Source organism: Luteimonas sp. 100069 (assembly GCF_003813845.1).
GTDB classification, from domain to species: domain Bacteria; phylum Pseudomonadota; class Gammaproteobacteria; order Xanthomonadales; family Xanthomonadaceae; genus Luteimonas; species Luteimonas chenhongjianii.
This window is the reverse complement of sequence record NZ_RPFN01000001.1, coordinates 677,399-704,156: the sequence shown is the minus strand read 5'-3', so window position 1 is coordinate 704,156 and position 26,758 is coordinate 677,399. Positions and strand designations below refer to the sequence as shown.

Sequence of the window (26,758 nt, the reverse complement as noted above, 5' to 3'; positions counted from 1 at the left end):
AGCGGCGCCGGCCCGGATCAGCCGCCGGCGCGCTCGCCGCCCAGGTGCGTGGCGAGGAAATCGAGCAGCTTGGTGTAGTGGGCGCGGCGGTTTTCGGGCTTGTAGAAGCCATGGCCCTCGTTGGCGACGTACAGGGTTTCCACCGGCACGTTCGCCGCCCGCAGCGCGCGTTCCATGCTGCGCGTGTGCGCCACCGGCGCCACCTCGTCCTTGCCGCCGGCCACCAGCAGTACCGGCACGCGGATGTCGGCCGCGCGCTTGGTCGGCGAGATGGCCGACAGCGCCTGGGCATCATTGCCGACCCACTCGTCGAACCAGGTCCGCAACCACGCACCGCCGCGACGGTCGTCATTGCGCATCATCGGCAGGTCGTAGACCCCGACATAACCGGCCGCGCAGCGGTAGAGCTCCGGTTCGCGGGCAGCGCCCATCATCGCGGCGTAGGCACCGTAGCTGCCGCCGTAGATGCAGATGCGGTCGGCACTGGCGTGGCCCTGTTCGATCGCCCAGCGCGTGGCATCGGTCAGATCGTCCTGCATCTTCCCGCCCCACTCGCGCGCGCCGGCCAGCTGGAAACTGCGCCCGTAACCGCCCGACCCCCGGTAGTTGACCTGCAGCACGGCGTAGCCGGCCTGCGCGAGGATCTGGATCTCCGGGTCGAACGCCCATTCGTCCTTGATGCCGAACGGTCCGCCGTGCGGCAGCACGACGAGCGGCAGGGCCTGGCCCGCGGGCGCGCCGGCAGGACGGGTCAGATAGCCGTGCACCGTCGCGCCGTCGCGCGCGCGGATCGCCACCGGCGCCATCTCCGCCATGCGTACAGGATCGATGGCCGCGCGACGGGCGACCACGAAATCGGCCTTCTTCGTGCTCGAATCGTAGGTGAAGAAGCTGCCCGGATCCCGGTCGCTGGTCGTCAGCAGCAGCTTGGTCCGGGCATCGCGCGTGGAGGACGCCACGACGATCCGATCCCCGGGAAATGCCTCCTCGAACATGCGGAACAGGCGCGCGTCGTCGGCGTCCGGCTCGAAGAACGCCATCCGCGGCCTGGCGCCCGGATAGCGCACGCCGATCGCCACCTCGGTGCCCGGCCGATAGATGATCTCGGGGTCGACCACGGCGTCGCGCAACAGCTCCCGGCGCCCGCGCGTGGCGATATCCATGGCGACGATCGCATCGGGCCCGCTGGGCTGGGTGACCTGCAGATACGCCACGCTGCCGTCGCTCGAGAACCCGATCGGCGTCTCCACACGGCCCGTGGTGCCCTGGTGATTCACGAGGTCCCAGTCGGCGCCGCGGCCTGCGCGATAATAGAGCTGGCTGAGGTTGTCGCTCTTGGCGCCGACCGCGAAGCGGACCTCGCCCTCGTGGTCGGTGACGAACTGCGCACGTGTCACCGGCACGGTCGCGACGGTATGGCGGCGGCCGGTATAGACGTCCATCCGGTCGACGCGGGTGTAGGGATCACCGGCGAACGGCGAGATGCCGACCAGCACGTTGCGCGGATCGCCTGCCAGCATGTCGATGGGCCAGGCGAAGACCCGCTCTTCCTTCGGGCCGCTGCGGATATTGCTGCCGGTCCCGGCATTCTGGACCCGGTAGCCGACCAGCAGCTGTGCCCGTCCGCCGTCGGCGTTCATCGCGTACAGCTCGCCGGTGGCGATGGGATAGTCGCGCGAGCCCAGGCGTTCGGCCAGACCGAACAGCAGGCGGTCGTCCTTCGCCCACCAGAAGTCGGCGATATGCGTGTCGGACGGCAGCTGGAAGCTGCCCACGACGCTGCGATCGATCCGGTTGAGGATGGCGATGGCCGAACGGTCGCCTGCAGGCAACGTCGCCGCCAGGAAGCGGCCGTCGGGCGAGATCTTCAGATCACGGATGCCCTCATCCTGGATGAAGGGCGCAAGATCGACCTGCGCCTGCACGCTCGCGCCGAACATGCACGACAGCGCCATGCACCCCCACAACAACCCCTTGCGACCGATCATTCCTGCTCCCCTTGGACATCCATGATTGGCGGTCTGCGCACCGGACCGGCGCCCCTACAGCCGCGTGACGGAGGGTAGTCGCGAACTTCCGCCGACCGCAAGCCGATCGCCCGCCGGCCGCCGGCCGCCAGGCACAGGCATATACTCGCGACTTCTCCCGCCCCGGATGACGGCATTGCGCGCTGTTTCCGCTTCCTCCGCCCCGTCGCGCGCGGACTTCCTGGGCCACCCCAAAGGCGTCTTCGTCTGCTTCTTCACCGAGATGTGGGAGCGCTTCTCGTTCTACGGGATGAAGGCGCTGCTGCTGCTCTACATCCTCAAGTACCACCTGTTCGGCGACGACGCCGGCTTCGATCTGCTCGGCGCCTACGGCGGGCTGGTCTACGCGGTTCCGGTGATCGGCGGGCTGCTGGCCGACCGGTATCTGGGCATGCGCAAGGCCGTGGTGCTCGGGGGCGTGCTGCTGGTGCTCGGGCACATGGGCATGGCCTTCGAGGGTGAGCAGGCGCGCATCGTCGACGGCGTCCTCGTCCGCGACGAGACGGCGCTGCAGGTGTTCTATCTGTCGCTGGCCCTGATCATCATGGGCGTCGGGTTCCTGAAGCCCAACATCTCGACGATCGTCGGCAGGCTCTACGCGCCTGATGATCCGCGTCGCGATTCCGGATTCACGCTGTTCTACGCGGGCATCAACGTCGGCGCCCTGTTCGCGAGCCTGGTCTGCGCGTTCCTCGGCGAAACCTATGGCTGGAAATACGGCTTCGGCGCGGCCGGCATCGGCATGATCGCCGGCCTGGTCGTCTTCATCTGGGGCCAGAAGTATCTCTACGGCCTGGCCGAACCGAATGATCCGGCGAAGCTGCGCCAACGCGTCGGTCCGCTCTCGCGCGAGTGGTGGATCTATCTCGGCAGTGTCGCCGGCGCACTGCTGGTCTGGCAGCTGATCCAGCGCACCTGGACCGTGCACGGGGCGATGCATCTGATCGCCGTCTCGCTCGCGGTGTGGTTCGTCTGGTTCCTGGCGCGCCACTGCACGAAGGTCGAGCGACAGCAGATGCTGGCGCTGGTGCTGCTGATCGGCGGCGTGCTGATCTTCTTCACCCTGTACGAGCAGACCTACGGGTCCTGGATCACGTTCACCGACCGCATGCTGACCAAGGATCTGTTCGGGCTGACGCCCGGCGATTACCGGCCCGGCATTCCCTGGGCGATCTTCGCGCTCGCCAGCAGCCCGTTCCTGATGGTGACCGCGCTGCGCGCCAGTGACCGCGGCAATGGCGGCGTGGCGAAGACGGCCGTCATCACGATGGTGGCCGCGCTGGCGATCGCGCTGGTCCACGACGTCGTCCTGGTGCCGCAGACCGCGGGCTCGCTGACCTTCCTCGGCGCGTTCTTCATCGTCGTGCTGGCGCCGGTGTTCTCGTGGCTGTGGCCGTGGCTGGACCGCCGCGGGCTCAATCCGAGCAAGCCGGCGAAAATGGCGATCGGCCTGGTGTTCGCGGGTCTCGCGTTCGTGCCGCTGATGCTGGCCGCGCAATCGGCGGGCAGCGGCCTGCCCGCCAGCGTGTGGTGGCTGGTACTGGCGTATTTCCTGCTGGAACTGGGTGAAATGTGCCTGTCGCCGATCGGCCTGTCGGCGGTGACCCAGCTGTCGGTCGCGCGCGTGGTCGGCCTGATGATGGGGGCGTTCTGGCTGGCGACCGCATATTCGGAAGTGCTGGCCGCGCAGTTCGGCAAGCTGACCTCGATGGAGACGCCGGAAGGCGCGAACTTCGACATGGCCGCCGCAGCCACGCGCTATGCCGATATGTTCCAGCTGATGCTGTGGATCGGGGTCGGCTCGGGCATCGCCTACTTCGTGCTGACGCCGCTGGCGCGGCGCTGGATGCACGGGGTGCGCTGACAACGCCCGTCGCGATATTGCGGATGCCGATCCCTGATACGCGAAACCCCCGATCGCTCGGGGGTCTGCGGTGGATCGTGCCGGCCGGTCGATCAGAACGGGATGTCGTCGTCCGAAAAGTCGTCCATCGGCGCAGGACGCTGCTGCTGCGGTGCCGGCTGGCGCGCGGGTGCGGGACCGCGCTGCTGCGGGGCGTCGCCGCCACCCGAGCGCTGCGGGCGGTTGCCGCGCTCGTAGTTGCCGCCACTGGCACCGCCACCGCCACCGCCTTCGCCACGGCCGCCGAGCATCTGCATCTCGTCGGCGACGATGTCGGTGAAGTACTTCTCCACCCCGTCCTGTCCGGTGAACTTGTCATAGCGGATCGAGCCTTCGACATAGACCGAGCTGCCCTTGCGCAGGTACTCACCGGCGATCTCGCCCAGCTTTCCGAAGAACTTCACCCGGTGCCACTCGGTGCGCTCCTGCTGGTTGCCGTCCTTGTCCTTGCGCACGCTGGTCGTGGCGAGGCTGATCGTGGTCACGGCCATGCCGCCCTGGGTGTACTTGGTCTCCGGGTCGTTGCCGAGATTGCCGACCAGGATCACTTTGTTGATGCCGCGGGCCATGAGGATTCCTTGGATTTGCGCCGGGCGCGCCGGCCGGCGTTGGGGTACGCGTGAAGCATCAGATTATACCGGCCCATCGCCCGCCGTCCGCGCACGACGGACGGCGGGCTGGGCGCCGGGCGCACGTCGATGTCGGGGCTCTCCTATAATTCCCGGTCTGTCTGACCCGGATCCCGCATGAACAACGTCGCCCACCAGGCCAACAGGCTCGACCTGCCGGCGATCCAGGCCCTCGCCGCCGGCGACATGGCCGCCATCGACGCGCTGATCCGCGACCGGCTGGCCTCGGACGTGGTGCTGATCAACCAGGTGGCCGAACACATCGTCTCGGCCGGCGGCAAGCGCCTGCGGCCGATGCTGGTGATGCTGGCCGGCCGCGCGACCGGCACCGTCGGCGCCGAACACCACCAGCTGGCGGCGATCGTCGAGTTCATCCACACCTCGACCCTGCTGCATGACGACGTGGTGGACGAATCGGACCTGCGCCGCGGCCGCAGCACCGCCAATGCGATCTGGGGCAATGCGGCCAGCGTGCTGGTCGGCGACTTCCTGTATTCGCGCAGCTTCCAGCTGATGGTCGAGCTCGACCGCATGCCGGTGATGCGCATCCTCGCCGACACCACCAACCGCATCGCCGAGGGCGAGGTACTGCAGCTGCTGCACGTGCGCAACCCCGATACCGACGAGGCCGCCTACCTCAACGTCATCGAACGCAAGACCGCCGTGCTGTTCGCCGCCGGCACCCGCCTGGGTGCGCTCGCTTCGGGCGCCGACGAGGCCACGCAGCAGGCGCTGTTCGACTACGGCATGCAGCTGGGCTACGCGTTCCAGATCGCCGACGACGTGCTCGACTATTCGGGTGATGCCGATGCACTGGGCAAGAACCTCGGCGACGACCTCGGCGAAGGCAAGGCCACGCTGCCACTGATCCATGCGATGGCGCAGGCCGCGCCGGAATTGCGCGCGCGCCTGCGGACCATCGTCGAGACCGGCGATACCGGCGCGCTGCCCGAAGTGCTGACCGCCATCGAAGCCGCCGGCAGCCTCGACTACAGCCGCGCCCGGGCGCTGGAATATGCACAGGCCGCCGAGCGCGCACTCGACGGACTCGGCGACAACGAAGCCGTCGCCGCGCTGCGCGGCCTCGCGCGCTACGCGGTCGAACGCGGGCACTGATCCGGAGGCGGTGCCTTCAGGGACCGACCAGGAAGTACGCCAGCGACAGCACCGCGATCACCAGTGCCATCAGAGCGATCGCGCTGGCCGGCCGGGCGAGATTGACCGTCCAGCCCATCGCGCGCGGCACCTTCGGCACCCACAGCCGGTCATCGTCCGCGGACCGGTAGAGGCCAAGCCAGCGCGGGCCGATCCAGTTGCCCGGGTTCTGCCAGACGCGTGCGTTGCGTTCGCTGCGATCCATGTCGACCTCCTGTTCGATGGACCTCCAGTCTGGCAGCACTGCGCCGCGCGGCTGCGGCCATGCGACGGAATACGGAAAGCCGGCGATGGAGCCGGCCAGACGCCGGACCGCCGGCGTCGCGTCAGGCGATGCCGATCCCCGGAATCGCCGTGATCGCATCCGGATCGAATCCGCCCAGTGCGGCGAAATGGCGGCCGCGCGCGGTGTAGTCGCGATAGGCGCCGAAACTGGGCGCGCCGGGGGACAGCAGCAACACGCCCTCGCCGCCAAGTGCGGCGCGTGCCTGCGCGGTCGCCGATTCGAGATCGTCGGCGGCCGACAGCTGGAAACCGGCGTCGCGCGCGAGCGGCGCCAGCAGATCATGGATGCGCGGTCCGTTCTGTCCCATCGTCACGATCGCGTGCGGTGCGCCGCTGCGCATCGCGTCCGCGAATGCCTGCCAGTCCAGGCCGCGGTCGTGGCCGCCGACCAGCAGCGCGACGCGCCGATCCCGGTAGACATCGAGCGCGGCGAGGCTCGCGTGGGGCGTGGTACTGATCGAATCGTTGACCCACAGCACGCCATCGCGCGTGCCCAGCGGCTGCAGGCGATGCGGCAGCGGCACGAAATCGACGGCGGCCGCCGCCAGCGGCGTGGCATCGATGCCCAGCGCCTCGATCGCGGTCAGCACGCCGCAGAGATTGCCGCGGTTGTGCCGCCCTGGCAGCGGGAGGCCCGAGGTATCCATCACGGCGGTATCGCCGCGATGCAGGACATCGCCACGCAGATGCCAGCCTTCGGGCCTGCCGAACCAGTGGATTTCGCTGTCCGGCAGCGCCAGCGCGGCGAGTCGCGGGTCGCTGGCGTTGAGCACGGCGATGCGCGGCCGCGCGCGGGTCAGAAGGCTGAGCTTGTCCTCGATGTACTGCGCCTCGCTGCCGTGCCAGTCGAGATGCTCGGGAAAGATGTTGGTGACGACCGCGATATCGGGGCGCACGCCACTCGAGGCGACGTCGCCGGTCTGGTAGCTCGACAGTTCGATCGCCCAGGCGTCCGCCTGCGCATCGAGCAGTTCCAGCAGCGGCAGGCCGATGTTGCCGGCGAGTGCCGTGCGCAGGCCGTGCACGCGCAACAGATGCGCGAGCAGCGCGGTGGTCGTGCTCTTGCCCTTGGTGCCGGTGACGCAGATCGTGCCGGCGGCGACCGCGCCAGGCGCGGCGCGCTCGGCGAGCCACAGCGCGGTGCCGCCGATGAAGCGCGTGCCCCGCGCGGCGGCGGCACGCGCCTCTGGGCGATACGGGCTGATGCCCGGCGACTTGATGACCACATCGAACGCGGAGAGCTGCTCGGCGCTGGCCAGGGTCTCGACCTGCAACATCGGGTCACCGAGCGCTTCGACGTCAGCCGCTTCGGCTTCGGCGCAGAACACCGTCAAGGGCAGGCGTCGCGGATCCCGGTGCAGGGCGGATGGACCTCCGTCCTGCACCGGTTGCGGCCCGTGCGCACCACGCAGCGCCGCGTATGCCGCCCGGCCTTCGCGGCCCCAGCCCCACAGTGCGATTCGGCCGCCGTCGGCGGCGATCGCCTCAAGCTGCGAGATGCGCACGCAGGCGGTCCCACAGCGGTTCCGGCACGCGGTGCGCGTCGTCCTCAACGACCAGCAGCGGCGCGATATCGAGCGCCTCGGTATCGAGCTGCGGCATGATCTCGCGGGCGAAGCGCGCAACGATCGCGTCCTCGCGCCACTCCGGGCGCTTGGCCAGCGCCGCCATCGCCGCGCGCGACTCGCGGCCTTCACCGACGCATTCGAAGGGCTTGTGGTCCTGGTATTCGAGCAGTGCGTCGTAGCCCGGTGCCTGCGTCGGATCGTCGAGCAGATTGCGCCCGAAGATCGATACCAGCCGTGGCTTGGGCATGAACGGCGCCAGTGCCAGGAACACGAAATGGCACTTCGGGCAGATCCCGCACCAGCGGTTCACCGGGCGCTCGCCGAGCAGATGGAAATTGCGGTTGCAGCTGGAAAAATACGCGTCGTAGCGATCGGTCTTCGCGAACTGGCGCGCGACCGCGAGCTCCGACAACGGCCGCAGCAGCGAGTAGTAGTGCAGGTCCGCGGCCACGCGCGCCTGCACGTGATCGCCGAACGCGCGTTCGAACGCCCAGCCTTTCGACCACTGGTGATTCACTTCGCGCGTCTCGCCACCCGACGCATCCTTGATCAGGCTGCCGTAACTGGCCGAGCGTTCGTTGGAGAACACCACCTGGTCCACGCCGTGCAGCACGGCGGCCAGCACGAGGATGGCCGAGTTGATGGCAGTGACCGGAATGTGGCCGTTCCACGCGCCCTGGCGGTTGTAGTCGAACAGCTGCGGCGCGATCTGCCGGCCGATGTTCAGGGTCGGCAGGCCGGTGCGCTCGGCGCATACGCGGATCAGCTGCGAGCCGCCGATCCAGCTGACGGTCTGCTCGATGCCCAACGCGCGCAGCGCTTCGATCGACACCAGCGAATCCTTGCCACCGCCGATCGCGACCAGCGCATGCGTGCGCAGACCCAACCTGGGAGCGCCGCTGCCTGCTGCGGCTCCTGACGCCCTGCTCCCATTGGGAGAAGCTGGCCCGGAGGGCCGGGTGAGGGCAGCGCCTGGCACCGCGCCCCCATCCGACACGCTACGCGCGTCGATCTCTCCCGCCGGCGCGAGAGTTGCTTCTTCCGCGGGAAAACGGATCTTGCCGTGCAGGTCCAGGCCGTTGCGATACGCGAACTCGCCCAGCCCCTGCTCGTAGACATCCTCGAGCAGCGCGGCGGTGGTAGCATCGATCGAATAGCCGTCGACGCGGATGTCGGTCGGCACGGCGGCCTTGTAATAACTGACGCCCGCGATCAGGTGCAGCAGACGCAGTGCCTGCGTGGCGGCCTGCGCGCGCGCGGCGTCGAGTTCGAACGGCGCGCCCGGCACGGTCACGGTTTCGACCAGCTCGGGACCGTCGTCGAAGGCATAGCGCAGGCGCGCGACACCGGTCGCGGCATCGAGATCGCAGTCGACGAAGCGGAAGCTGCGGACCGCATCGCGGTCGAAGACAACACTCATTCCAGAACATCCTGCTGCGGCAATGTCCGCAGGTTGTAGGTATTGGCCATGACGAAGCCGTAGGCGCCGGCGTCGGCGATCAGCACGGTGTCGCCTTCGCGCGTGGCGGCCGGCAGGCGGCGGCGCGTGCCGAACACGTCGCTCGATTCGCAGATCGGGCCGACGACTTCGACCGTAGCCCCGTCAGGATCATCCAGCCGGCTCAGGTTGTGGATGCCGTGCCAGGCGTCGTACAGCGCCGGCCGCATCAGGCTGTGCATGCCTGCGTCGACCCCGACGCGGCGCGTACCCAGCTTGTCGACCACCTGGGTGACGGTCGTCAGCAGCACGCCAGCCTCGGCGACGAGGTAGCGGCCTGGTTCGATCGCCAGGCGATAGCGCGGGTACTCGGCCTTGATCGCCGCCAGGCCCGCGGCCCAGGCAGGGATGTCGAACGGCACGTCGTCGGGGCGATACGGAATCGGCAGACCGCCGCCGATATCGATGGTGTCGACGGTGCCGACCGAATCGGCAAACCCGGCCAGTTCGGCGTAGACCTCGCGCCAGTGGGCGACGGTCTCGATACCGCTGCCCAGGTGCGCATGGATGCCGGTGATGCGCGCGTCGACCTCTGCGGCCGCGAGCAAGAACGCATCGAACGCGCCCAGCGCCAGCCCGAACTTCGACGCCGCGCCGCCGGTGACGACCTTCGCGTGGTGGCCGTCGCCGCGGCCGAGATCGAGGCGCAGCCACAGATCGCGGCCACGGAAGACCTCGGGCCAGTTGCGCAGTGCTTCGACGTTGTCGACTGTCACGGTAACGCCGCGCGCATACGCGGCCGCGTACTCGGCGCGTGGCGCGAAGCTCGGGGTGAACAGCACGCGCGCGGGATCGAGATCCGGCAGCACCTCGAACACATGGTCGAGTTCGCCCTGCGACACGCATTCGAGGCCGAAGCCGGCATCGACCAGCGTGCGCAGGATCGCCGGATGCGGATTGGCCTTGATCGCGTAGAAACGGCGGTCGATGGCAGTCGCCGCGTCGAGCGCTGCAGCGCGTTCGCGCACGGTCGGCAGGTGATAGACGTAATGCGGCCGTCCGGGCTCGGCCAGCGCCAGCAGCGATTCGCGCGCGCCCTGCCACCACTGCGGCGCACGCTCGCGGCGGCCGTGTGCGATCTCGCGCCAGCTCGGGCCGAACACGGTCTCATCAAACACCGGCATCGCCCCGCTTTCGATCAGCTCCGCGTGCAGCACCGGCAGCAGGCCGTCGGCGTCGGCTTCATCGATGACGAAGGTCAGGTTGAGATCGTTCGACGACTGCGAGATCAGGTGCACGCGTTCGCGGCCGAAGGTGGCCCAGACATCCGACAGCTTGTGCAGCAGCGAACGCATGCCGCGGCCGACGAGCGTGATCGCCGCGCACGGCGCGATGACCTTGACCCGGCACACCTCGGCAAGGTCATCGGAGAGCCGCGCCAGCACGTCGGTGCTGACCAGGTTTTCGCTCGGATCCAGCGAAACGGTGACATTGGTCTCCGACGAGCCGATCAGATCGACCGACAGGCCGTGGCGCTTGAAGCGCTCGAACACGTCGGCAAGGAACCCCACCTGCTGCCACATGCCGATGCCTTCCATCGACACCAGCACGATGCCGTTGCGACGGCTGATCGCCTTGACCCCCGGCACAGGCTCGGCACTCGCGTCGATCGCGGTGCCGGGCAGGTCCGGGCGCTCGGTGTCGAGGATCGCCATCGGCACGCCGCCGTCGCGGCAGGGCTTGATCGAACGCGGATGCAGCACCTTGGCGCCGGTGGTCGCGATCTCCTGCGCTTCGGCGTAGTCGAGCCGCGTGATCAGGCGCGCATCGGGCACATCTCGCGGGTTGGCGCTGAACATGCCCGGCACGTCGGTCCAGATTTCCACGCGGCGCGCGCCCAGCAGTGCGCCGAAGTAGGCAGCCGAGGTATCGGAGCCGCCGCGCCCGAGGATCGCCGTGCCGCCGTCGCTGTGGCGGGCAATGAAGCCCTGGGTCAGCAGCATCCGCGGCGCCTGCGCGGCGAAACGCGCGCGCCAGCCGCCGTCGGGCTCGCGCCGGCAGTTTACCGAAAGCCGCGCGGCCCAGTCGCTCTGGTTGGGCAGATCGAGCGCGTCGAGCCAGTCGCGCGCATCGCACCAGCCGAAATCCAGCCCCTGCGCGGCCAGATACGCCGCGCCGATCGTCGAGGACAGAAGTTCGCCCTGCCCGAGCACGTCGGCCTGCCAGGCGAGCGTGCGTGCCGCTGCACGGGGATCCGACGCGAGTGCCTGCAGCGCGGCCAGACGCCCGCCCAGCACGAGGTCGGGATCGAGGTCGAGTTCGCCCGCGAATCGGCGGTGACGCTCGACCAGCGCGACGATCCGCGCGGCCGCATCCACCGCGCCATCGGCGATCGCGGTCAGCTCGTTGGTCACGCCCGACAGCGCCGAGACCACCACCAGCACGCGCGCATCCTGCTCGGCGGCCCGGCGTTTCGCCAGCCGGCCGATGGTGTCCCAGCGGTGGCGGCGCGACACCGAAGTGCCGCCGAACTTGAGCACGATCCAACGATCGTCGGAAGGGGATTGCATCGAAATGGGGTCTCGGACGGTGGGCTGACGCGGCATGCGCCTCGCGCGGGCCGGCCCCGGAAACGGGTACCGGCCACCCTGATCTGGAGCCGCGCGCGTGAACCGGCGATTCTAAAGCAACCCTCCCCGCCCGAGATGCCCATGATCCGCCGCCGCTACCTGCAGCTCGACGTCTTCGCCGCCCGGCCCGGCGCCGGGAATCCCCTGGGGGTCGTCGTCGATGCCGAGGGGCTCGACGGGGCCGCGATGCAGGCGATCGCCACCTGGACCAACCTGTCGGAAACGATCTTCCTGTTGCCGCCCGGCACCGGCGCGGACTACCGCGTGCGCATCTTCACCCCGGGCCGCGAGCTGCCGTTCGCCGGTCATCCGAGCGTCGGCGCCGCCTGGGCGGCGCTCGACCAGGGGCTCGCGCGCGGTGCGGGCGGCAGGCTGGTCCAGCAATGCGGCGCCGGCCTGCTGCCGGTGCGGATCGACGCGGCCGACGGCCGCGTGCTGCCGAGCGTGCGCGCGCCTCGTGCGCGGGTACTGGCCGCGCCGCAGGACGGGGCCGACCACCTTGCGGCGGTGCTGCGCGCGCTCGGCAATGCCGATGCGCCGCATGCGCTGCTCGACAACGGCCCGCTGTGGTGGTGCGTGGATCTGGGTGAAGCCGCGGTCGTGCGCGGCCTTGCGCCGCCGCTGGCGGACATCGCAGCGCTCTGCGTCGCCACCGGCGCGGTCGGCCTGGCGGTGTTCGGCCGCGCGCACGACGCCGACCACGCACTGGCCGTGCGTGCCTTCTGCCCCGCCGATGGCATCCCCGAGGATCCGGTGACCGGTAGCGCCAACGCCGCGATCGCCGCATGGCTGCACGCCGGCGACCGCCCCGGCGGAATCGGAACCTCCTATGTCGCCAGCCAGGGGCGCGAGCTGGGACGCGACGGCCGGGTCTGCGTCGAGATCGATGCGGATGGCGAGGTCTGGATCGGCGGCGCGGTGCAGGCCGTGGTCCGCGGGACCTTCGACTGGTGAGCCGACCGCTACACTGTCGCGCCGCGTGACGCCCTGAACATGACTTCCCGCCGCTTCGTCCAGGTGGACGTATTCGCCGACCGGCCCGGTGCCGGTAACCCCCTGGCCGTGGTACTCGATGCCGAGGGGCTCAACGATGCCGCGATGCAGGCCATCGCACGCTGGACGCGCCTGCCGGAAACCACGTTCGTGTTTCCCCCGGATTCGGACGATGCCGGCTACCGCATCCGCATGTTCTCGCCGCGGCGCGAAGTTCCGTTCGCCGGACACCCAAGTGTCGGTACCGCGCACGTCGTGCTCGAAAGCGGCATCGCTGCGCCACGCGACGGGCACCTGATTCAGGACGGCATCGCCGGCAAGCTGCCACTGGAAGTCGTCGGCGAAGGCGAGACCTGCACCATCGCGGTACGCACGCCGCGCGCGTCGGTGGTGGAAACCGCCACCGCCGACGATCCGCGCCTGCGTGAGGCGCTTGCCGGGATGCCGCTCGGTGCGCTGCCGCCCGTGCTGATGGACGGCGGCCGCCGCTGGTGGCTGGCCGAACTCGCCAGCGAAGCGCAGCTGCGCGCGGTGTCCCCGGACTGGGCTGCGATCGGTGCACTGGCCGAGGCGACGGGCAGCATGGGACTGTGCGCGTTCGCGCGCTCGGAGGATCCCGTGCACCACCTCGCGGTGCGCGCCTTCGTCGGCGCGACCGGCCATTTCGAGGACGCCGCATCGGGCGCGGCCAATGCGACCCTGGCCGCGTGGCTCGCCGAGCGCGACGCCCTGCCCGGCCAGGACGGCCGCTATCGCATCAGCCAGGGCCGCGAAGTGGGCCACGACGCGATCATCGAATTGCACGTGGACGGCAATGGCGACGTCTGGTCCGGCGGCCGCGTGCAGACCGTGGTGCGCGGCACGATCGACTGGCGCTGACCGCGCGGTTAGCGCGCAGGCAAAGAAGCGCATGCGGGTTCCGGGCGGGCCGGCGCGGGGCTGGTCGCCGCACGCGCGTCGCAGTGGCGCGGGAATCGCTCGTCGCAGACCTTGTGCGCAGCGTGCCTGTCGAGCGCATCCCGGCCCGGCCTCGGGACCTGGCCTGGTGAACTCGACCGGTCGCGGGCCTGCGGGTCCCGATGCCCCTCTGCCGTGATCAGGGGCTTGGCGGGCCCATTGGAACCGCCCGCCTGCGGATCCAGTCGTAGGCCTGGCGCGCGGTGTCCGCAGCGGCGGTGCCCAGCAACGGCCCGACGTGGCTGCGGGCCTCGCTGACCAGAAGATCCGCCTGCCACGATGCGGCAAGCGCACGGGTCGTCGCCGGCGGCACGTCCTCGTCCACGCGCGAAACGATGCACAGGACCGGAACCTGGGGAGGCGCCACATCGATACCGGCGTGCGCGGCCCGCAGCACCTCGCCGCTTTCGTCGCGCCAGCCTCGCATCGCTTGGATGACGGTCGCGGGGTCGGCGTCGGCGAGCGCGCGGCGCGTGCCCGCCAGACGCGCGCCAGACCCCCAGCGCACGATCGCGGGCCATTGCCGTGCAGGCAGCTGCGTATGCCAGGGCCCGGGTGGCAGCGGATTGACCAGCACCAGCGCGTCCGCCATCCCCGCGGCGCAGGCCGCGAGCAATCCGCCGAGGCTGGCACCCACCGCGACCCGTGGCCGCGGCAGGCGCCCCAGCGCCGCGCATACCTGGTCCAGGTAATCGTCGAAGCGCGTGGCCGCAAGCCCGCCTGCGCCCGGGACGAGCCAAAGCGCGTCGGCATGGACGCCTCCCGCCGCGAACACCTCGCGCCACAGCGTCCACTCCCAGGCGTCGCCGCCGGCGCCGTGGATCAGCAGGCAGGCGGGCGGGTTCGTGGACATGGAGGTTCCGGTTGTCGGACACGAAAACGCCGCGCCCAGGAGCGGCGCGGCGCGGGAAGACCGTTTGCTCAGCCTTCGAGTACGGCGTCGAGCGACAGCGGCACTGCCGACAGCGCCTTGGACACCGGGCAGTTCTGCTTGGCATCGTCGGCGAGCTCGCGGAACTTCGCCGGCTCGATGCCCGGCACCCTGGCGCGTGTCTTCAGGCGGATCGCACTGAGCTGGGGCCCGCCGTCCATCGACAGATCGACGTCGGCGCGGGTTTCGAGCGACTCGGGCGGGAAACCCGCCTCGGTGAGCTTGGCCGAAAGCGCCATGGTGAAGCAGCCCGCGTGCGCGGCGGCAATCAGCTCTTCGGGATTGGTGCCCTTCTCGTCGCCGAAGCGGGTGCTGAACGCATAGCGGGTGTCGTCGAGCAGGCCACTCTGGGGCGTCGACAGCGTGCCTTTGCCCGATTTCAGGTCGCCGGTCCAGCGGGCGATGGCGTGGCGCGAAATACCCATGCGTGTGCTCCTCGATACTTGGGCGCAGACCATAGCGCGGACCGCGTTACGCGCGCGTCCGGGTGATGCGACGCAACACCGGCATGCGGCGGGCGCGCATGATCGCAGGCATGGATATGCCACCCGCGCTCGCTGCCACGCTCGCCGATCTCGTGCTCGCGGTGCATGTGGGCATCGCGGCGTTCGTCGTCGGCATGACGCTCGCACTGCCGATCGGCGGGCCACGCGGCTGGCACTGGGTGCGACGGCCATGGCTGCGCCGGCTGCACGTGGCGCTGGTGGGCGTCATCGCCCTGCAGGCATGGCTCGGCCGCCTGTGCCCGTTGACGATCTGGGAGCAGTCGCTGCGCGCGCACGCAGGGCAGTCGTCCTACAGCGAATCCTTCATTGCCCATTGGCTGGCGAAACTGCTGTTCTTCGAGGCGCCTTGGTGGAGCTTCGTGGTGGCCTACAGCGTGCTTGCCGCCATCGTCGCAGGCGCATGGTTCCGGTGGCCGCCCCGCCGACCTGGGCGGGACCCCGGCTAGGGCTGCAAAAAGCCCGTGTTTTTTGCAGTTTCCCAGTGGCGCAGGCTGTCGCGATGCCCTACATTCCGCTAGCCGGCTAGAAACGGCCAGGACATCTCAACCCAAATCCGACGAGGGAACCAAAGACCCATGGCAACGAAGAAGGCCTCCACCAAGAAAGTCCCGGCCAAGAAGGCTGCGCCGAAGAAGGCCGCTGCCGCCAAGCCGGCCGCACCGAAGCCGATCAAGGAAGCCCTGAGCAAGTCGGGCCTGGTCGCTCACATCGCCGAATCCACCGGTCTCGCGCCGAAGGACGTGCGCTCGGTGTTCTCCGCGCTCGAAGGCGCCGTCCACGGTTCCGTCAGCAAGAAGGGCGTCGGCTCCTTCACCCTGCCCGGCCTGCTGAAGATCACCTCGGTAAGCGTGCCGGCCAAGCCCAAGCGCAAGGGCATCAACCCCTTCACCAAGGAAGAGCAGTGGTTCGCCGCCAAGCCCGCCTCGGTCAAGGTCAAGGTGCGCCCGCTCAAGAAGCTCAAGGACGCGGCCGCCTGATCCGGGCGCAACACGCAGGTATCGATCGGGACGGCCTTGGCCGTCCCGATTTCGTTTGGGGGCCATGCGGACGGCCCTGACGTGCTGGTTCTGTCCGGACGTCCCGACCATTCTGGTGTGCCGATCCGTCGGGCCTTCCGGCTAGCCTCCGCATTCGGGTTCGGCCCGGGGCCCTCGACGACATCCCCGTCTGCGCGGATCCGCTCCCCGCCTCGGCGCCGCGATTGGAGCGACTGCCGGTAGCGGGCGATGCAGTTGTTGAACCCCACGCTCGACGGCTCGGGCGCTACCGGCCCGTGGGCCCGCGCCGTGCCGACCGATACGTCCCGGGCGTCGCACCGCGCCTGCTGCCGCGGCATCCGGGCCCGCCATGCCGCAAGGATGACCCACCACGTCGGGAGCAGGGCCTGCACATCCGCCGAACGGGTTGCATCGCATGCTCGGCGCGCTTTTTTCCACGACCGAGACCCAACGATGAGCTTTCAAGGATTCCTCAACCATCTGCTGACCTCTCAGGCCGGCGGCAAGCCCGGCAGCAGCCTGCTCAATGCCGACTTCGGCAAGGGCGCGGTCACCGGCGGCGCGCTCGGCCTGCTGCTCGGCAAGAACCGCAAGACCCGCAAGCTCGCCAGCTACGGCGGGCTCGCCGCCATCGGCGTGATGGCCTACAAGGCCTACGGCGACTACCAGAAGCAGCAGGGCGGCGTGGCTGCACCTGCACCCCGGACCGTCGACCGCCTGCCAGCACCGCAGGCCGACATCCACAGCCAGGCGATCCTCAAGGCGCTGGTTGCGGCCGCCAAGGCCGACGGCCACATCGACGCCCGCGAGCGTGCGCTCATCGAGGGCGAGTTCGAGCGCATCGAGGAAGGCGCCGACGTGCAGAACTGGCTGCATGCCGAGTTGCAGAAGCCGCTGGACCCTGCCGAAGTGGCCAGCGCTGCGGGCACGCCCGAGATCGCCTCGGAGATGTATCTGGCCAGCGCCCTGGTCATCGACGACAGCAACTTCATGGAGCGCAGCTACCTCGACGAACTGGCGCGCCAACTCAGGCTCGCGCCCGAGCTCCGGACGCGCCTGGAACAGGAGGCCAGGGCGGGCAGCGAGGCGCGTTGATCTTCGCCTCCGCGCGCAGGTGACGCGGAATCGGCGCGAAGTCACGCATCTGGACGACCCTCGCTTCGCGCACGGTTTGCGAAGCTGGCGTCATGCACGAGCCCGACACCACGACGCCGCGCGCGCGCCGGCCCCGCCGCGATTACACGCCCCAGCTGCGCCGCGCCCTGCGCTTCATCTTCATCGCGGCACTGTTGGCCGCCAGCGCCTACTGGGCCTGGCACCAACCCTTCATGGCCAGACCACGGGCGATCGCCGCCCTCTCCGCGGCACCTGCCCCGACCACGTTGCCGATGCCCGTCGACGGTGTGGCTGCATCGCGCGTGGCCGACACCTATGGCGCGCCGAGGGGCCGCGACCGCCAGCACGAAGGGGTCGACATCTTTGCGCCGCGCGGGACTACGGTGCGCAGCACGACCGACGGCCTGATCGTGGGCGTGCGTGAATCGGGCCTCGGCGGCAAGCAGGTGTGGGTGCTGGGGCCGGGCCGGCAGCGTCATTACTATGCCCACCTCGATGGCTTCGCGGACCTACTCGCGGTAGGCGACCTGGTGCGCGCGGGCGATGCGCTGGGCATCGTGGGCGACACCGGCAATGCGCGCGGGACCGCGCCGCACCTGCACTACGGGGTCTATGGCGCGGACGGGGCGTTCGACCCGCTGCCCCTGTTGCGCGCCCGCGCTGCCGACAGCGCCGCCGCGTCGCGCTAGCATCGGCGGCTGCGCCGCAGCTGCGGCATCCTCCGGAGAGACCGCATGTCGCATCGCGCATGGTGGCTGGTGATCGCGGCCGTGATGCTGCTCGGCATTGCGGTGGCGGTGCACGACGGGCTCCGCCGCGGCCAGGACCGGCAGGTGACGGATGACGCGATCGCCGCCCCGCCATCTTCGGTGTCGCCCGGCACCGGCACGCCGGCAGACGGTGGCAATGGCGACACGGCCCAGGCGCGCGATGCGTCGATGCACGAGGCCGTCTCCGCGCTGCACAGCTATCTGGCGATGTTGTTCCAGGCAGACCACAGCGAGGCGGATGCACTGTGGGCCGGCGGTCGGCCCGCACCGCATGGCGAGGAGGCGCTGCGCGAGCTGCACGGCGTCACCGGCATCCGGGTCGACAACAGACGACCGGAGCCGCTCGACACGGCGCCGGTGCCCAGGCAGCTGCGGATCCCGGTCAATCTGCGCATCGGCGTGGCAGGCCCGCTGCGCCGATTCGAGGGACATTACGACCTGCAGCGCGAAGCCGATGGCTGGCGGATCCGCGCCGCGTCCATCGCGCCCTCACCCGTCCGCGGCTAATCTGGCCCGCGATTTTTTCCGGATATTGGTTAATGGACAAACGGTTCTGGATCTGCGGCTTCACGGTGGTCGCCACCGCGCTTGCACTGGGCTTCATCGTGCATGGCCTCCTGCTCCGCGCCGATTACCTGGCGCTCGCACACCTGTTCCGCTCCCAGGCGGACGCCAACGCGCAGGTCGGCTGGATCCTGCTCGCGTACGCGTCGCTGGGTCTGGGGATGACCTGGCTCTATCGCTGGTTGCCACCACCTGCGCGCAGCAAGCGCTGGCAGGGCGCACGCTTCGGCCTGGCCATCGCGCTGGTCTCGTTCGTGCCTTGGCACCTGCTTGCCCATGCCGGACAGCCGTTTCCGCTTGCGCTGACCATCAAACAGATCGGCTTCGATCTCGTCGCGATGCTTCTGCTGGGCATGCTGCTCGCATGGCTTCAGCCGCACCGCCGGGAACTAGCGCCGGCGCCCATTTGAACGGCGCTAATCCGGTATTCACTGCATCCCGGTAGGGTGCGTTCATTGTCGTTTCCGAGCAGACCATGCGTCGTCCATACCGTTTCACCGCCATATCGCTGCTGATCCTGGCGACCGCCGCCTGCACCTCGCTGGGCGTAGTTTCGGCCTGGCTCAACGACCAGGTCGCGTTCAGCGCCCCGCAGCTGCAACGCCAACTCGATACGCGTTTTCCCCGGACCTTCGACACGCTTGGCGGACTGGTCCAGGTCACGCTCGACGACCCGCGGCTGTCGATCCCGCGCGGCGAGCACCGGCTGCGCCTGGATTTCGATGTCGCCATCGGCGGCCTCGCCGATGGCGGTCCCGGCCACCTTGCCCTGGCAAGCGGCCTGCGCTACGACGCGGCAACGCGCAGCCTGCACCTGCAGGATCCCGAGCTGCTCGAGTTCGATCTGCCCGGCGCCAACCGGTTGTTGAGCGGCGGTGCGCGTGGCGTGGTCAACAGCCTGCTGGCGGAATACGCGCGCAATGAGCCGGTCTACCGGCTGGACGACGATCTGCTGGCGAAGCTGCCGACAGGCAAGCACATCGGCGATGTCGAGATCATCGACGGCCGCGTGGTGGTGCGCCTTGAGCGCTGAGCACCGCAGCTTGCGTGCCCTTGCCGCGCTGGGAACCGCGCTTGCGCTCGCATGCGCGCTGGGCGGCTGCGGACGCGATGCGGCCGAGCACGAGACCGGCGCCAACAGGCAGGCCGCCGACGGATCGCTCCCACGGCCACAGCAGCCCGCCGGCAGCGTCACCGGGCTCAGCGGGGTGCAGGGCCCCGGCGACGTGCCCCTTGGCGGCGCGCAACCCGAGGCCCAAGCCGCGCCTGAGGACCCCCTGTTGCCGCTCGAGGACAATCCGGAAACCGGTCTCGCCACTGCCTCGGTCGATGAGGCGCTGGCCGCGCCGGAGCCTTCGCCGGACGAGGCCGCGGCGGTCATCCGCACTTACTACGCCGCGATCAATGCGCTCGATTATGGCCGTGCCTATGCCCTCTGGTCGGACGGCGGCCGTGCAAGCGGCCAGTCGCCCGACGGGTTCGCCGCGGGCTTCGATGGAACGTCGGTGGTCATGGTCGACATCGGCACACCCGGCGCAATCGAAAGCGCCGCCGGCTCGCGCTTCATCCGGGTCCCCGTGTCCCTGCGCGCGCAGCAGACCGACGGCAGCAGCCGCCGTTTCGAGGGCGAGTACGTGCTGCGCCGAGCGGCGGTCGATGGCGCCAGCGATGCACAGCGCACGTGGCGGATCGCCTCGGCGGACCTGCGCGAGGTTTCGACGCCCTGATGCGGAGCTCCGGCGTGGCAACGCCGGCGCCGGGTGACCCACCCCGACCTCCGAGGCGGCGGCCGAGTTCCTTGCCCGCTGGTCGGGCCGCCCGCGCGAGTTCCGCCTACTCGTGCCAATGCGGTAAAGGCCGCACCATCAGAACTGCGGCGTGCACCCACGTGCCTCCCCGTCGCGGTAGACGCGGGGCGCGGGACGTCGCGTCCGCGCTGGACCGCCGCTTCATTGGGCTGCGGCATCGTCCCGGAGTATTTCTTCCACCACAGCGCACCCCGAAGCTTTTCCATTCTTCGGGGCGCTCGGCCAGGGTGATGCCGCAGTTGTAGGTGAGCTCCCTGCCAGCGCAATGTTGCGAGATCCCCTTGATGGACACTTGCCCCTGTAGCGCCAGCCTTTGGCGTCTTCTTCGACCATTCGCCTCGCAGTTCGGCGCGCAGCTTGGTTGGTCCAGCGTGCGACGCTGGCCTTGACGCTGGCCTTGACCCTGGCGTCGACCACGCACCCGTCGTTGAGCGAAAGCAGAGAGGTATGGCCGCCCTTGTCGACATCGGCAGCGGTGTGCTGAAAGCCTCCGGGATAGGCCATCGTATTCAGATCTCTCCTCTGAAAAAGCGGCCTCTTCAGTAACTCAGGCGTCACGTAGTAAACACTTCTGGCGCACTAGCTTCGCGTTGACAGCAACCACCTGCGCTCAAAGCCCCTCAATTCAGCCTTATCACCGAGTCAGCACGTCCCCGCTGTCATGACTGCGTCGGATTAATCGTCCGCGCGATCGGTCGATCGGGACGAGGGTAAGTTAATGTCCAAGATATTAGTTCTTGGCGGCGACGGTTTCTGCGGTTGGCCTACGGCACTGCATCTGTCCTACCTCGGCCATGACGTTGTGATTGTCGACAACCTCTCGCGGCGACGCATTGACGCGGAGATGGGCGCGCAAAGCCTCACCCCCATCTCGACGATCGACGTGCGGCTGAACGCATGGCGCGAGGTCAGCGGTAACGTCATTCGTTTCCAGTATGTGGATATCGCGAAAGACTATGCGCGTCTGGCTGCGCTCGTCGATACGGAACGTCCCGACGCGATCGTGCATTTTGCCGAGCAACGATCCGCTCCGTATTCGATGCGTGGGCAGGTCGAAAAGCGCTACACGATGGACAATAATGTCTGCGGTACGCACAACCTGCTGGTGGCACTCGTCGAGGCGGACCTGGACTGTCACGTGGTTCACCTCGGCACGATGGGTGTCTACGGCTACTACGGTGCCGGATTCGAGATTCCGGAAGGGTACCTCAAGGTCAAAGTTCCGGACGACAATGGTGCCTTGATCGACCGGGAGATACTTTTCCCGACGCAGCCGGGAAGTGTTTACCACCTGACCAAGTCTGTGGACCAGCTCCTGTTCCAGTATTACGCCCACAACGACGGCGTTCGGGTTACCGATCTTCACCAGGGGGTGGTCTGGGGAACTCAGACGCAGGAAACCCGCCTTCATCCGGCCTTGGTCAACCGCTTCGACTACGAGGGCGAGTATGGGACGGTTCTCAATCGCTTCCTTGTCCAGGCAGCGATTGGCTACCCGCTGACCGTCCACGGTACGGGCGGTCAGACCCGCGCGTTCATCCATGTCGAAGACACGGTCCGGTGCGTCGAACTCGCAATCGCGAACCCGCCGCAACGCGGAGATCGCGTCAAGATTCTTAACCAGGCGGCGGAAACGCTGCGTGTGCGGGATCTTGCAGAGCTGGTTTCCAGGTTCACTGGGGCAGTGGTCAATTTCGTCCCGAATCCCCGCGAGGAAGCTGCCGAAAACGACTTGCGGGTCAGCAACGCCACCTTTCGCGGGCTTGGCCTGGATCCGATCCTGCTGACCGATGCACTGCTCACCGAAACCCTCGAGATTTCGGACCGTTATGTAGACCGGGTTGATCGGAGCCAGATCCGCGCCCGCTCTGCCTGGAACAAGTCACGTCGTGCGGCGCTGGAAGAGCCTGACCGGTCGTCCCCCGCGCACGAAGCACGACCCAACGATGAAGGAGAAGGTATATGAGACTGTGGGTTTTGTGCCTGCTGGCACTTCTCTTCGTCGGCTTGCTCATCGCGGTGGAGCAGAGCGGGGTTTTCGATCGCGTCATGGGGCGAAACGCTCAGGTCACCGTTCCGGTGTTCGGTGACTACCAGCGCGGCTCCCTTTCATTCCAGGATGACAACGATGGCGGGAAGGACGTATTCGTCGCGCAAGTCCATCCCGACGCACCCCTGATTCTCTCCGGATTCCCGTCCTACGCGAGCGAGCAATTCCAGTTGCCCAGCGACAGCCGGCCACTGAGCGGCACGTACAACCTCGCCTTCATGTCGGACGCGGTTCCGGGGGCCGAAGGCGCGCTGCGCGTCACCATCAACGGCATCAAGCGCGCGGACACCGTGCTCCAGCACGGGCCGGCCCGCCAACGCGTCCAGGTGGAGCTCACCCCGACCGAACTGGCGGCTGGCGAGCTCGATGTGCGGCTTGCGCTCGTCGGCCATGGACCGATGGCGGAATGCACGCCGAACGAAGCGCTGGCTGCGGTCGTCACCATCCTGCCGGAGACCGGCCTGCGACTGGCGCTCGACAAGCCAGCCTCGACGACGGCCGACCGGCTGGCGCTCTGGGGTGACCTGATCCCGGTGAAATGGGGCGCCGACGAGAAAGCCGGCGACTCCGTCACGCTGATCACTGCGGCACGCCTCGTCCAAAGAGGCTATGGCATCTATTTCGGAGACAGCGGCTATGCCGGCCAGCAACTGGTCGATCTGGAGAAAGCCGCCGCCGGCCGTCCGTTGCGCATGCCAGAGCTGCGCTACCCCATCAGCCTCGCCTCGGCGGGTGAGAATGCCGGGGCCCGTCGCTTCGACCGCGAGACCACCTGGCGCTACCGCTATGACGTGTCGCAGCTGCCGAACGGAGAATTGCCGTCGGCCCTTGACCTGCGCATGTTGATGGGGCCGATAGGCGAGACCCGCACCGCCTTGTTCGTCACGTTGAACGACCATCTGTTGCTCACGCGCACCCTGAGCGACGTGGACCAGCGCCTTGACACCTCGGTTGCATTGCCGGCCGCCGATCACGCCGAACGCAATGAACTGGCCATCACCTTGACGGCGCATGAGCGGGACGAGCTACGTTGCGGCTCGCGTCGCCTGATCGCAGCGGAGATGCTGCCCGACACGGTGCTCGTTGGCGGGGGTGAGCGCGTTGTTACCCCGCTTGCACAGTTGGCGGCACTGCTGCACGCCAACATGCCGGTCGCGCTCGGTAGCGGTCCGCTCAGCGCGCCGCAGGCGCAGACCTCGGCCCTGCTGCTGGGGCAGATGAACCCGACGTCGATTTCCTTCTCTCCCACACAGCCAGGTTCCACGATCGAGGTGCTGAGCGGAGACCTGTCGGCGGCGCTGGCTCAGGTTCGCCCGGCTGGACAGCAATGGCTGGTCTACTTTCCTGGCGACGAGCGCGAGGGAGCGGTCGTGGAGCGGTTCTCGCCACAGGCCGGTGCGGCCAGGGCAGCTGTCGCTCTGCTGGTGACTCTCAATCGGCCGGCCGAGGTGGCCGCGCCGGCGGCGGGTGCAACCGGCGCGCCCCGCGCCACTGCCGATGCTGCACGCTAATGCTTCCTCCGGAGTCCGACCGTCGGCGAGCCACTTTCGGATCGGCCGACAGCTTGGCCGGCGGTCTGGCGTCTCCAGTGGCGCTGTCGCGCGCGCCAGCGCTCCTGCTGACCTTTGCCATCCTTGCGCTGCTTCAACTGTGGGTGTTCGAGCTTGGTCATCTCGATCACATCTTCTACGCCCACGATTATGTGCTTGGGCCGTACGTCGGGTTCAGCGCGGTCTCGATCCGCACCTTCATGCTGTCCTTCTTCGTCGCATTCTCGATTTACGCGGCAGGAACGGCTCGGGCACGGATCCTGTTCTGTCTCGATGTATGCCTGCGCTATATCGCCTTGTGTCTCATCCTCGACATGGGAAGCATCGCCCTGTTCGCCTACACGGGGTCGCCGTTCCCCCTGCTCGCGATCCAGGTCATGGCCGGTTTCGCCGGCTTCGCGGTATTCGCTTTTGTCATCATCCGGCGTGGCGCCATGCCTTCACCTGTTCCGGTCGTGCGCGGGCATCAGCCCAACACCCGGACGTTCTGGCGCTTGGGACTGACCGGGGCGGTGGCTACGATCGTATCGACATGGGCTGCATTGACGCCCAACCCGCTGTTTGACGAACTGCGCAGGATCACCCTGCTCGGCGGCATCGGCCCCGGGATCATCCTGCTCCTGCTGGTGTGGTTCGCCCAGCTTTACGTGATTGCAATCTTCGAGCGGAATCGCCACTTGCGTCGCGATTTCAGGCCGCCGATTTCGATCATCGTGCCGGCGCATAACGAGGAGTACGTGATCGGCCAGACGATCCAGTACATCGATCGTGCCGCGGCCTATTACGGGCAACCGGTCGAAGTGATCGTCATCGACAACGGATCGCAGGACGCGACGGCGGAGATCGCGCGGGCCACGATCCAAACCTGCCGGGCGATCCAAGGCGCGGTCCTTCATGTCGGCACCCCGGGAAAGGCGCACGCCCTGAACGAAGGGGTCATGCGGGCCAGCTACGACTTCATTGTCCGGATCGACGCGGACACCCATGTCCGCGAGGACAACCTTGCGCTCGCGATGCAGAATTTCGCCGATCCGAGCGTCGGCGCGGTCGGCGGAGTTCCCCTGCCACCGGGCGGCGGAATCTTCGATCCGGGTCGCCGGGTCGAGGTGATCGTCAAGCACGGCTTTTATTCTCCCGCACTCAGCGCAGCGTCCGGCCTGGTCGGGATCCCCGGCATGTTCGTCGTCTATCGCGCGGAAGCAGTGCGCTCGGTCGGGCAGTTCGCATCTGGCATGAACGGTGAGGACACCGACTTCTCCCTGCGGATCGCGGAACTCGGATATCGCACGCTGGTCGACCAGCGCATCGGCTATGTGTCGGAGGTGCCGACCAGCTTCGCCCACCTTCGCGAGCAACGGTTGCGCTGGTTCCGGTCGGTGTATCACGTCAGCGCTCGTGCGCACTCGCTGATCAGTTCCTCCAACTTCAGCGTTCGCGGGAAGCTGGTACTCCCGTACATGCTGCTGAACACCTCGCGTCGGGCCATGATGATGCCGCTGGTCGCATTCGGTGTTCTGGAGCTCCTGATCACGTCGGCGTCGGTGGCGCTCCCGCACTGGCAGGCAATCGTGGCCGTGCTGATCGGCTCTCCAATGCTGGCGGCGGCCCTTGCGATCCTGGCGAATAATCGTCCGCGGGCACTGCTTTCGCTGCCGGCGTACGTCCTCTTCCGCGCACTGCGTTCGTGGTACACGCTGGAATCGGCGCTCAGCATTCCGATCATGTCGACCTCGACGCGGATCCAGATCGGCCGTGACCCCTGGCCGCAAAGCCCGCCACCGAACCCGCGTCCCGAGGAGGCCGCATGAAAAGGATCGCGCTCGCGGCGACTCTCGCCTCTGCAGTGGCGCTGCAATCTGCCTGGGCTCAGGAGGGCCGCGTTTGGGTCGACGGCGAGCTGTCCTACGGCCTTGACGTGGTGCCACCGGATGTCGTCGACACTTCACCCGAGCAGGATCGCATCCGATCTGGCTTCGATGGGGAGATCGGCGTGAACTACGACCTCGGGCCCGCGATCGTGCGCGCATCGGCCGGGGCCCGCATCTTCCCCTCGGAGTCGGATTTCAACCGCTACCCGCTTGCCATCGCGGCCCGCTTCGACGTGCCGCTGACCTCTGACAACAGGACCAGGCTGCGATTTCAGCCGAGCTATGAATATGTGTTCGGAAATGATGGGCGGGTATTCGATCGGCCGCGGCTGGATACGCAACTCATCCACCGCCACAATCCGGAGCACACCACGACGCTGCGTTTGCGTTACGGCTATCGCAACCAGACCGAGCGGCGCTTCAGCGGATACGACCAGAGCGAGTGGCTGGGTGAAGTTCGCCACTTCTGGCGTCCCAACGGCGGCCCTACGAGGATCACGGGTTCGCTCCTGGGCCTGCGCGCGAATGCCGACGACGATCGTTTCAGCTACAACGGCTATGGCGCCCAGCTGATCGCGCGCACCGACCTGCGTGACGATCTGCAAGCCTATGGTCGCGTCTACTTCGCGCATCGGGACTACAAAGCGCCGTTCTCATCCCTCTATCCTTATGATCGCAGCGACAACACATTGCGCGTCACCGCCGGTCTCGAAAAGCGACTGAACGAGCGTTTCAGTCTTTTTGGCGAGGCTGGATACGCCCGGAACAACTCGAACGTTCCGACGCGCCAGTACGACGGATTCGTCGGGCGCATCGGCATCATCCTGCGCTAGCGCATCGGTGGCCTGACGACAGAGGGCGGAACCTGGTGTCCCAACCCTGGCGCGGCCTCACCTTGGGCAGCCGCGCCGCACCTATCCAGATCGAGGTCACACGCGGCGGCCGTGCGGGAGGGCGCGCGTATCCGGAACGCGGTTCCCGCCGGCAGTAGTGTGCCCGGCAGCGTCACCGG

Annotated in this window: 23 protein-coding genes and 2 pseudogenes; 16 read left to right on the top strand and 9 right to left on the bottom strand. The window is 68.3% G+C overall.

Features of this window, described 5'->3' with window-relative positions; translation table 11 throughout:
- Positions 1 to 17: 17 nt before the first annotated feature.
- A complete protein-coding gene (locus tag EGK76_RS03140; RefSeq protein WP_343205613.1) occupies positions 18 to 1,988 on the bottom strand; it encodes an alpha/beta fold hydrolase in 1,971 nt (656 codons plus the stop codon).
- A gap of 175 nt (positions 1,989 to 2,163) precedes the next feature.
- On the opposite strand from EGK76_RS03140, the gene EGK76_RS03135 reads away from it, so the two are divergent.
- A complete protein-coding gene (locus EGK76_RS03135) occupies positions 2,164 to 3,891 on the top strand; it encodes an oligopeptide:H+ symporter (RefSeq protein ID WP_233580140.1) in 1,728 nt (575 codons plus the stop codon).
- Between the two features lie 92 nt (positions 3,892 to 3,983).
- Here the strand turns inward: EGK76_RS03135 and EGK76_RS03130 are convergent, their stop codons facing one another.
- Positions 3,984 to 4,499, bottom strand: a complete 516-nt coding sequence (locus tag EGK76_RS03130; protein WP_123831621.1) for a single-stranded DNA-binding protein — start codon at positions 4,497 to 4,499, stop codon at positions 3,984 to 3,986.
- Between the two features lie 177 nt (positions 4,500 to 4,676).
- On the opposite strand from EGK76_RS03130, the gene EGK76_RS03125 reads away from it, so the two are divergent.
- Entirely contained in the window at positions 4,677 to 5,675 is a 999-nt protein-coding gene (locus tag EGK76_RS03125) for a polyprenyl synthetase family protein (protein ID WP_123831620.1), read from the top strand.
- A 16-nt stretch (positions 5,676 to 5,691) separates the two neighbouring features.
- Here the strand turns inward: EGK76_RS03125 and EGK76_RS03120 are convergent, their stop codons facing one another.
- From EGK76_RS03120 to EGK76_RS03105, 5 genes and pseudogenes are all read right to left on the bottom strand, one after another.
- A complete protein-coding gene (locus EGK76_RS03120) occupies positions 5,692 to 5,919 on the bottom strand; it encodes a DUF5808 domain-containing protein (RefSeq protein WP_123831619.1) in 228 nt (75 codons plus the stop codon).
- A 121-nt stretch (positions 5,920 to 6,040) separates the two neighbouring features.
- Positions 6,041 to 7,504: a UDP-N-acetylmuramoyl-L-alanine--D-glutamate ligase gene (gene murD, locus EGK76_RS03115; RefSeq protein ID WP_123831618.1), complete on the bottom strand. Its 1,464-nt coding sequence runs from the start codon at positions 7,502 to 7,504 to the stop codon at positions 6,041 to 6,043.
- Positions 7,485 to 8,462, bottom strand: a pseudogene (locus EGK76_RS03110) (endonuclease domain-containing protein); the annotation flags it as partial. The pseudogene EGK76_RS03110 and the gene murD, both read right to left, overlap by 20 nt.
- Before the next feature lie 138 nt (positions 8,463 to 8,600).
- Positions 8,601 to 8,987 (bottom strand): annotated as a pseudogene (locus EGK76_RS15775) (endonuclease domain-containing protein); the annotation flags it as partial.
- Positions 8,984 to 11,575: a bifunctional aspartate kinase/diaminopimelate decarboxylase gene (locus EGK76_RS03105; protein ID WP_123831616.1), complete on the bottom strand. Its 2,592-nt coding sequence runs from the start codon at positions 11,573 to 11,575 to the stop codon at positions 8,984 to 8,986. The pseudogene EGK76_RS15775 and the gene EGK76_RS03105, both read right to left, overlap by 4 nt.
- A 141-nt stretch (positions 11,576 to 11,716) precedes the next feature.
- Here EGK76_RS03105 and EGK76_RS03100 point away from each other — a divergent pair, with 141 nt between their 5' ends.
- Entirely contained in the window at positions 11,717 to 12,589 is an 873-nt protein-coding gene (locus tag EGK76_RS03100) for a PhzF family phenazine biosynthesis protein (RefSeq protein WP_123831615.1), read from the top strand.
- A 39-nt stretch (positions 12,590 to 12,628) separates the two neighbouring features.
- On the top strand, positions 12,629 to 13,507 hold the full coding sequence (locus EGK76_RS03095) for a PhzF family phenazine biosynthesis protein (protein WP_123831614.1): 879 nt from the start codon (positions 12,629 to 12,631) through the stop codon (positions 13,505 to 13,507).
- Positions 13,508 to 13,724: 217 nt separating this feature from the next.
- Here the strand turns inward: EGK76_RS03095 and EGK76_RS03090 are convergent, their stop codons facing one another.
- On the bottom strand, positions 13,725 to 14,438 hold the full coding sequence (locus tag EGK76_RS03090) for an alpha/beta fold hydrolase (protein ID WP_123831613.1): 714 nt from the start codon (positions 14,436 to 14,438) through the stop codon (positions 13,725 to 13,727).
- 68 nt (positions 14,439 to 14,506) lie between these two features.
- Positions 14,507 to 14,941 carry an OsmC family protein gene (locus EGK76_RS03085; RefSeq protein WP_123831612.1) on the bottom strand — a complete coding sequence of 145 codons (435 nt, stop codon included), beginning with the start codon at positions 14,939 to 14,941 and terminating at the stop codon, positions 14,507 to 14,509.
- Between the two features lie 110 nt (positions 14,942 to 15,051).
- Here EGK76_RS03085 and EGK76_RS03080 point away from each other — a divergent pair, with 110 nt between their 5' ends.
- The 12 genes from EGK76_RS03080 to EGK76_RS03025 all read left to right on the top strand — a co-directional run bounded on the left by EGK76_RS03080 (position 15,052) and on the right by EGK76_RS03025 (position 26,579).
- Positions 15,052 to 15,468, top strand: a complete 417-nt coding sequence (locus tag EGK76_RS03080; RefSeq protein ID WP_158613437.1) for a DUF2784 domain-containing protein — start codon at positions 15,052 to 15,054, stop codon at positions 15,466 to 15,468.
- Between the two features lie 129 nt (positions 15,469 to 15,597).
- On the top strand, positions 15,598 to 15,999 hold the full coding sequence (locus tag EGK76_RS03075) for an HU family DNA-binding protein (protein WP_096299275.1): 402 nt from the start codon (positions 15,598 to 15,600) through the stop codon (positions 15,997 to 15,999).
- Between the two features lie 474 nt (positions 16,000 to 16,473).
- Positions 16,474 to 17,115: a tellurite resistance TerB family protein gene (locus EGK76_RS03070; protein ID WP_123831610.1), complete on the top strand. Its 642-nt coding sequence runs from the start codon at positions 16,474 to 16,476 to the stop codon at positions 17,113 to 17,115.
- A 92-nt stretch (positions 17,116 to 17,207) separates the two neighbouring features.
- The gene (locus EGK76_RS03065) at positions 17,208 to 17,825 is read left to right on the top strand and encodes a M23 family metallopeptidase (protein ID WP_123831609.1); all 618 of its coding nucleotides are present in this window, start codon (positions 17,208 to 17,210) and stop codon (positions 17,823 to 17,825) included.
- 45 nt (positions 17,826 to 17,870) lie between these two features.
- Positions 17,871 to 18,413 carry a hypothetical protein gene (locus EGK76_RS03060; protein ID WP_096299281.1) on the top strand — a complete coding sequence of 181 codons (543 nt, stop codon included), beginning with the start codon at positions 17,871 to 17,873 and terminating at the stop codon, positions 18,411 to 18,413.
- Between the two features lie 32 nt (positions 18,414 to 18,445).
- Positions 18,446 to 18,880: a hypothetical protein gene (locus tag EGK76_RS03055; RefSeq protein WP_096299283.1), complete on the top strand. Its 435-nt coding sequence runs from the start codon at positions 18,446 to 18,448 to the stop codon at positions 18,878 to 18,880.
- A 65-nt stretch (positions 18,881 to 18,945) separates the two neighbouring features.
- The gene (locus tag EGK76_RS03050; RefSeq protein WP_123831608.1) at positions 18,946 to 19,503 is read left to right on the top strand and encodes a DUF1439 domain-containing protein; all 558 of its coding nucleotides are present in this window, start codon (positions 18,946 to 18,948) and stop codon (positions 19,501 to 19,503) included.
- Complete coding sequence (locus EGK76_RS03045; protein WP_096299287.1) at positions 19,493 to 20,197, top strand: hypothetical protein; 705 nt, start codon at positions 19,493 to 19,495, stop codon at positions 20,195 to 20,197. Before EGK76_RS03050 ends, EGK76_RS03045 begins: the two co-directional genes overlap by 11 nt.
- 799 nt (positions 20,198 to 20,996) lie before the next feature.
- Positions 20,997 to 22,244, top strand: a complete 1,248-nt coding sequence (locus EGK76_RS03040; RefSeq protein ID WP_096299289.1) for an NAD-dependent epimerase/dehydratase family protein — start codon at positions 20,997 to 20,999, stop codon at positions 22,242 to 22,244.
- Positions 22,241 to 23,839, top strand: coding sequence for a cellulose biosynthesis cyclic di-GMP-binding regulatory protein BcsB (locus EGK76_RS03035; RefSeq protein WP_123831607.1), 1,599 nt, complete (start codon positions 22,241 to 22,243; stop codon positions 23,837 to 23,839). Before EGK76_RS03040 ends, EGK76_RS03035 begins: the two co-directional genes overlap by 4 nt.
- A 77-nt stretch (positions 23,840 to 23,916) precedes the next feature.
- Positions 23,917 to 25,686 carry a glycosyltransferase gene (locus EGK76_RS03030; RefSeq protein WP_199730842.1) on the top strand — a complete coding sequence of 590 codons (1,770 nt, stop codon included), beginning with the start codon at positions 23,917 to 23,919 and terminating at the stop codon, positions 25,684 to 25,686.
- The gene (locus EGK76_RS03025) at positions 25,683 to 26,579 is read left to right on the top strand and encodes an outer membrane beta-barrel protein (RefSeq protein WP_123831606.1); all 897 of its coding nucleotides are present in this window, start codon (positions 25,683 to 25,685) and stop codon (positions 26,577 to 26,579) included. The genes EGK76_RS03030 and EGK76_RS03025 overlap by 4 nt, the downstream gene beginning before the upstream one ends.
- The last annotated feature ends 179 nt before the right edge of the window (positions 26,580 to 26,758 follow it).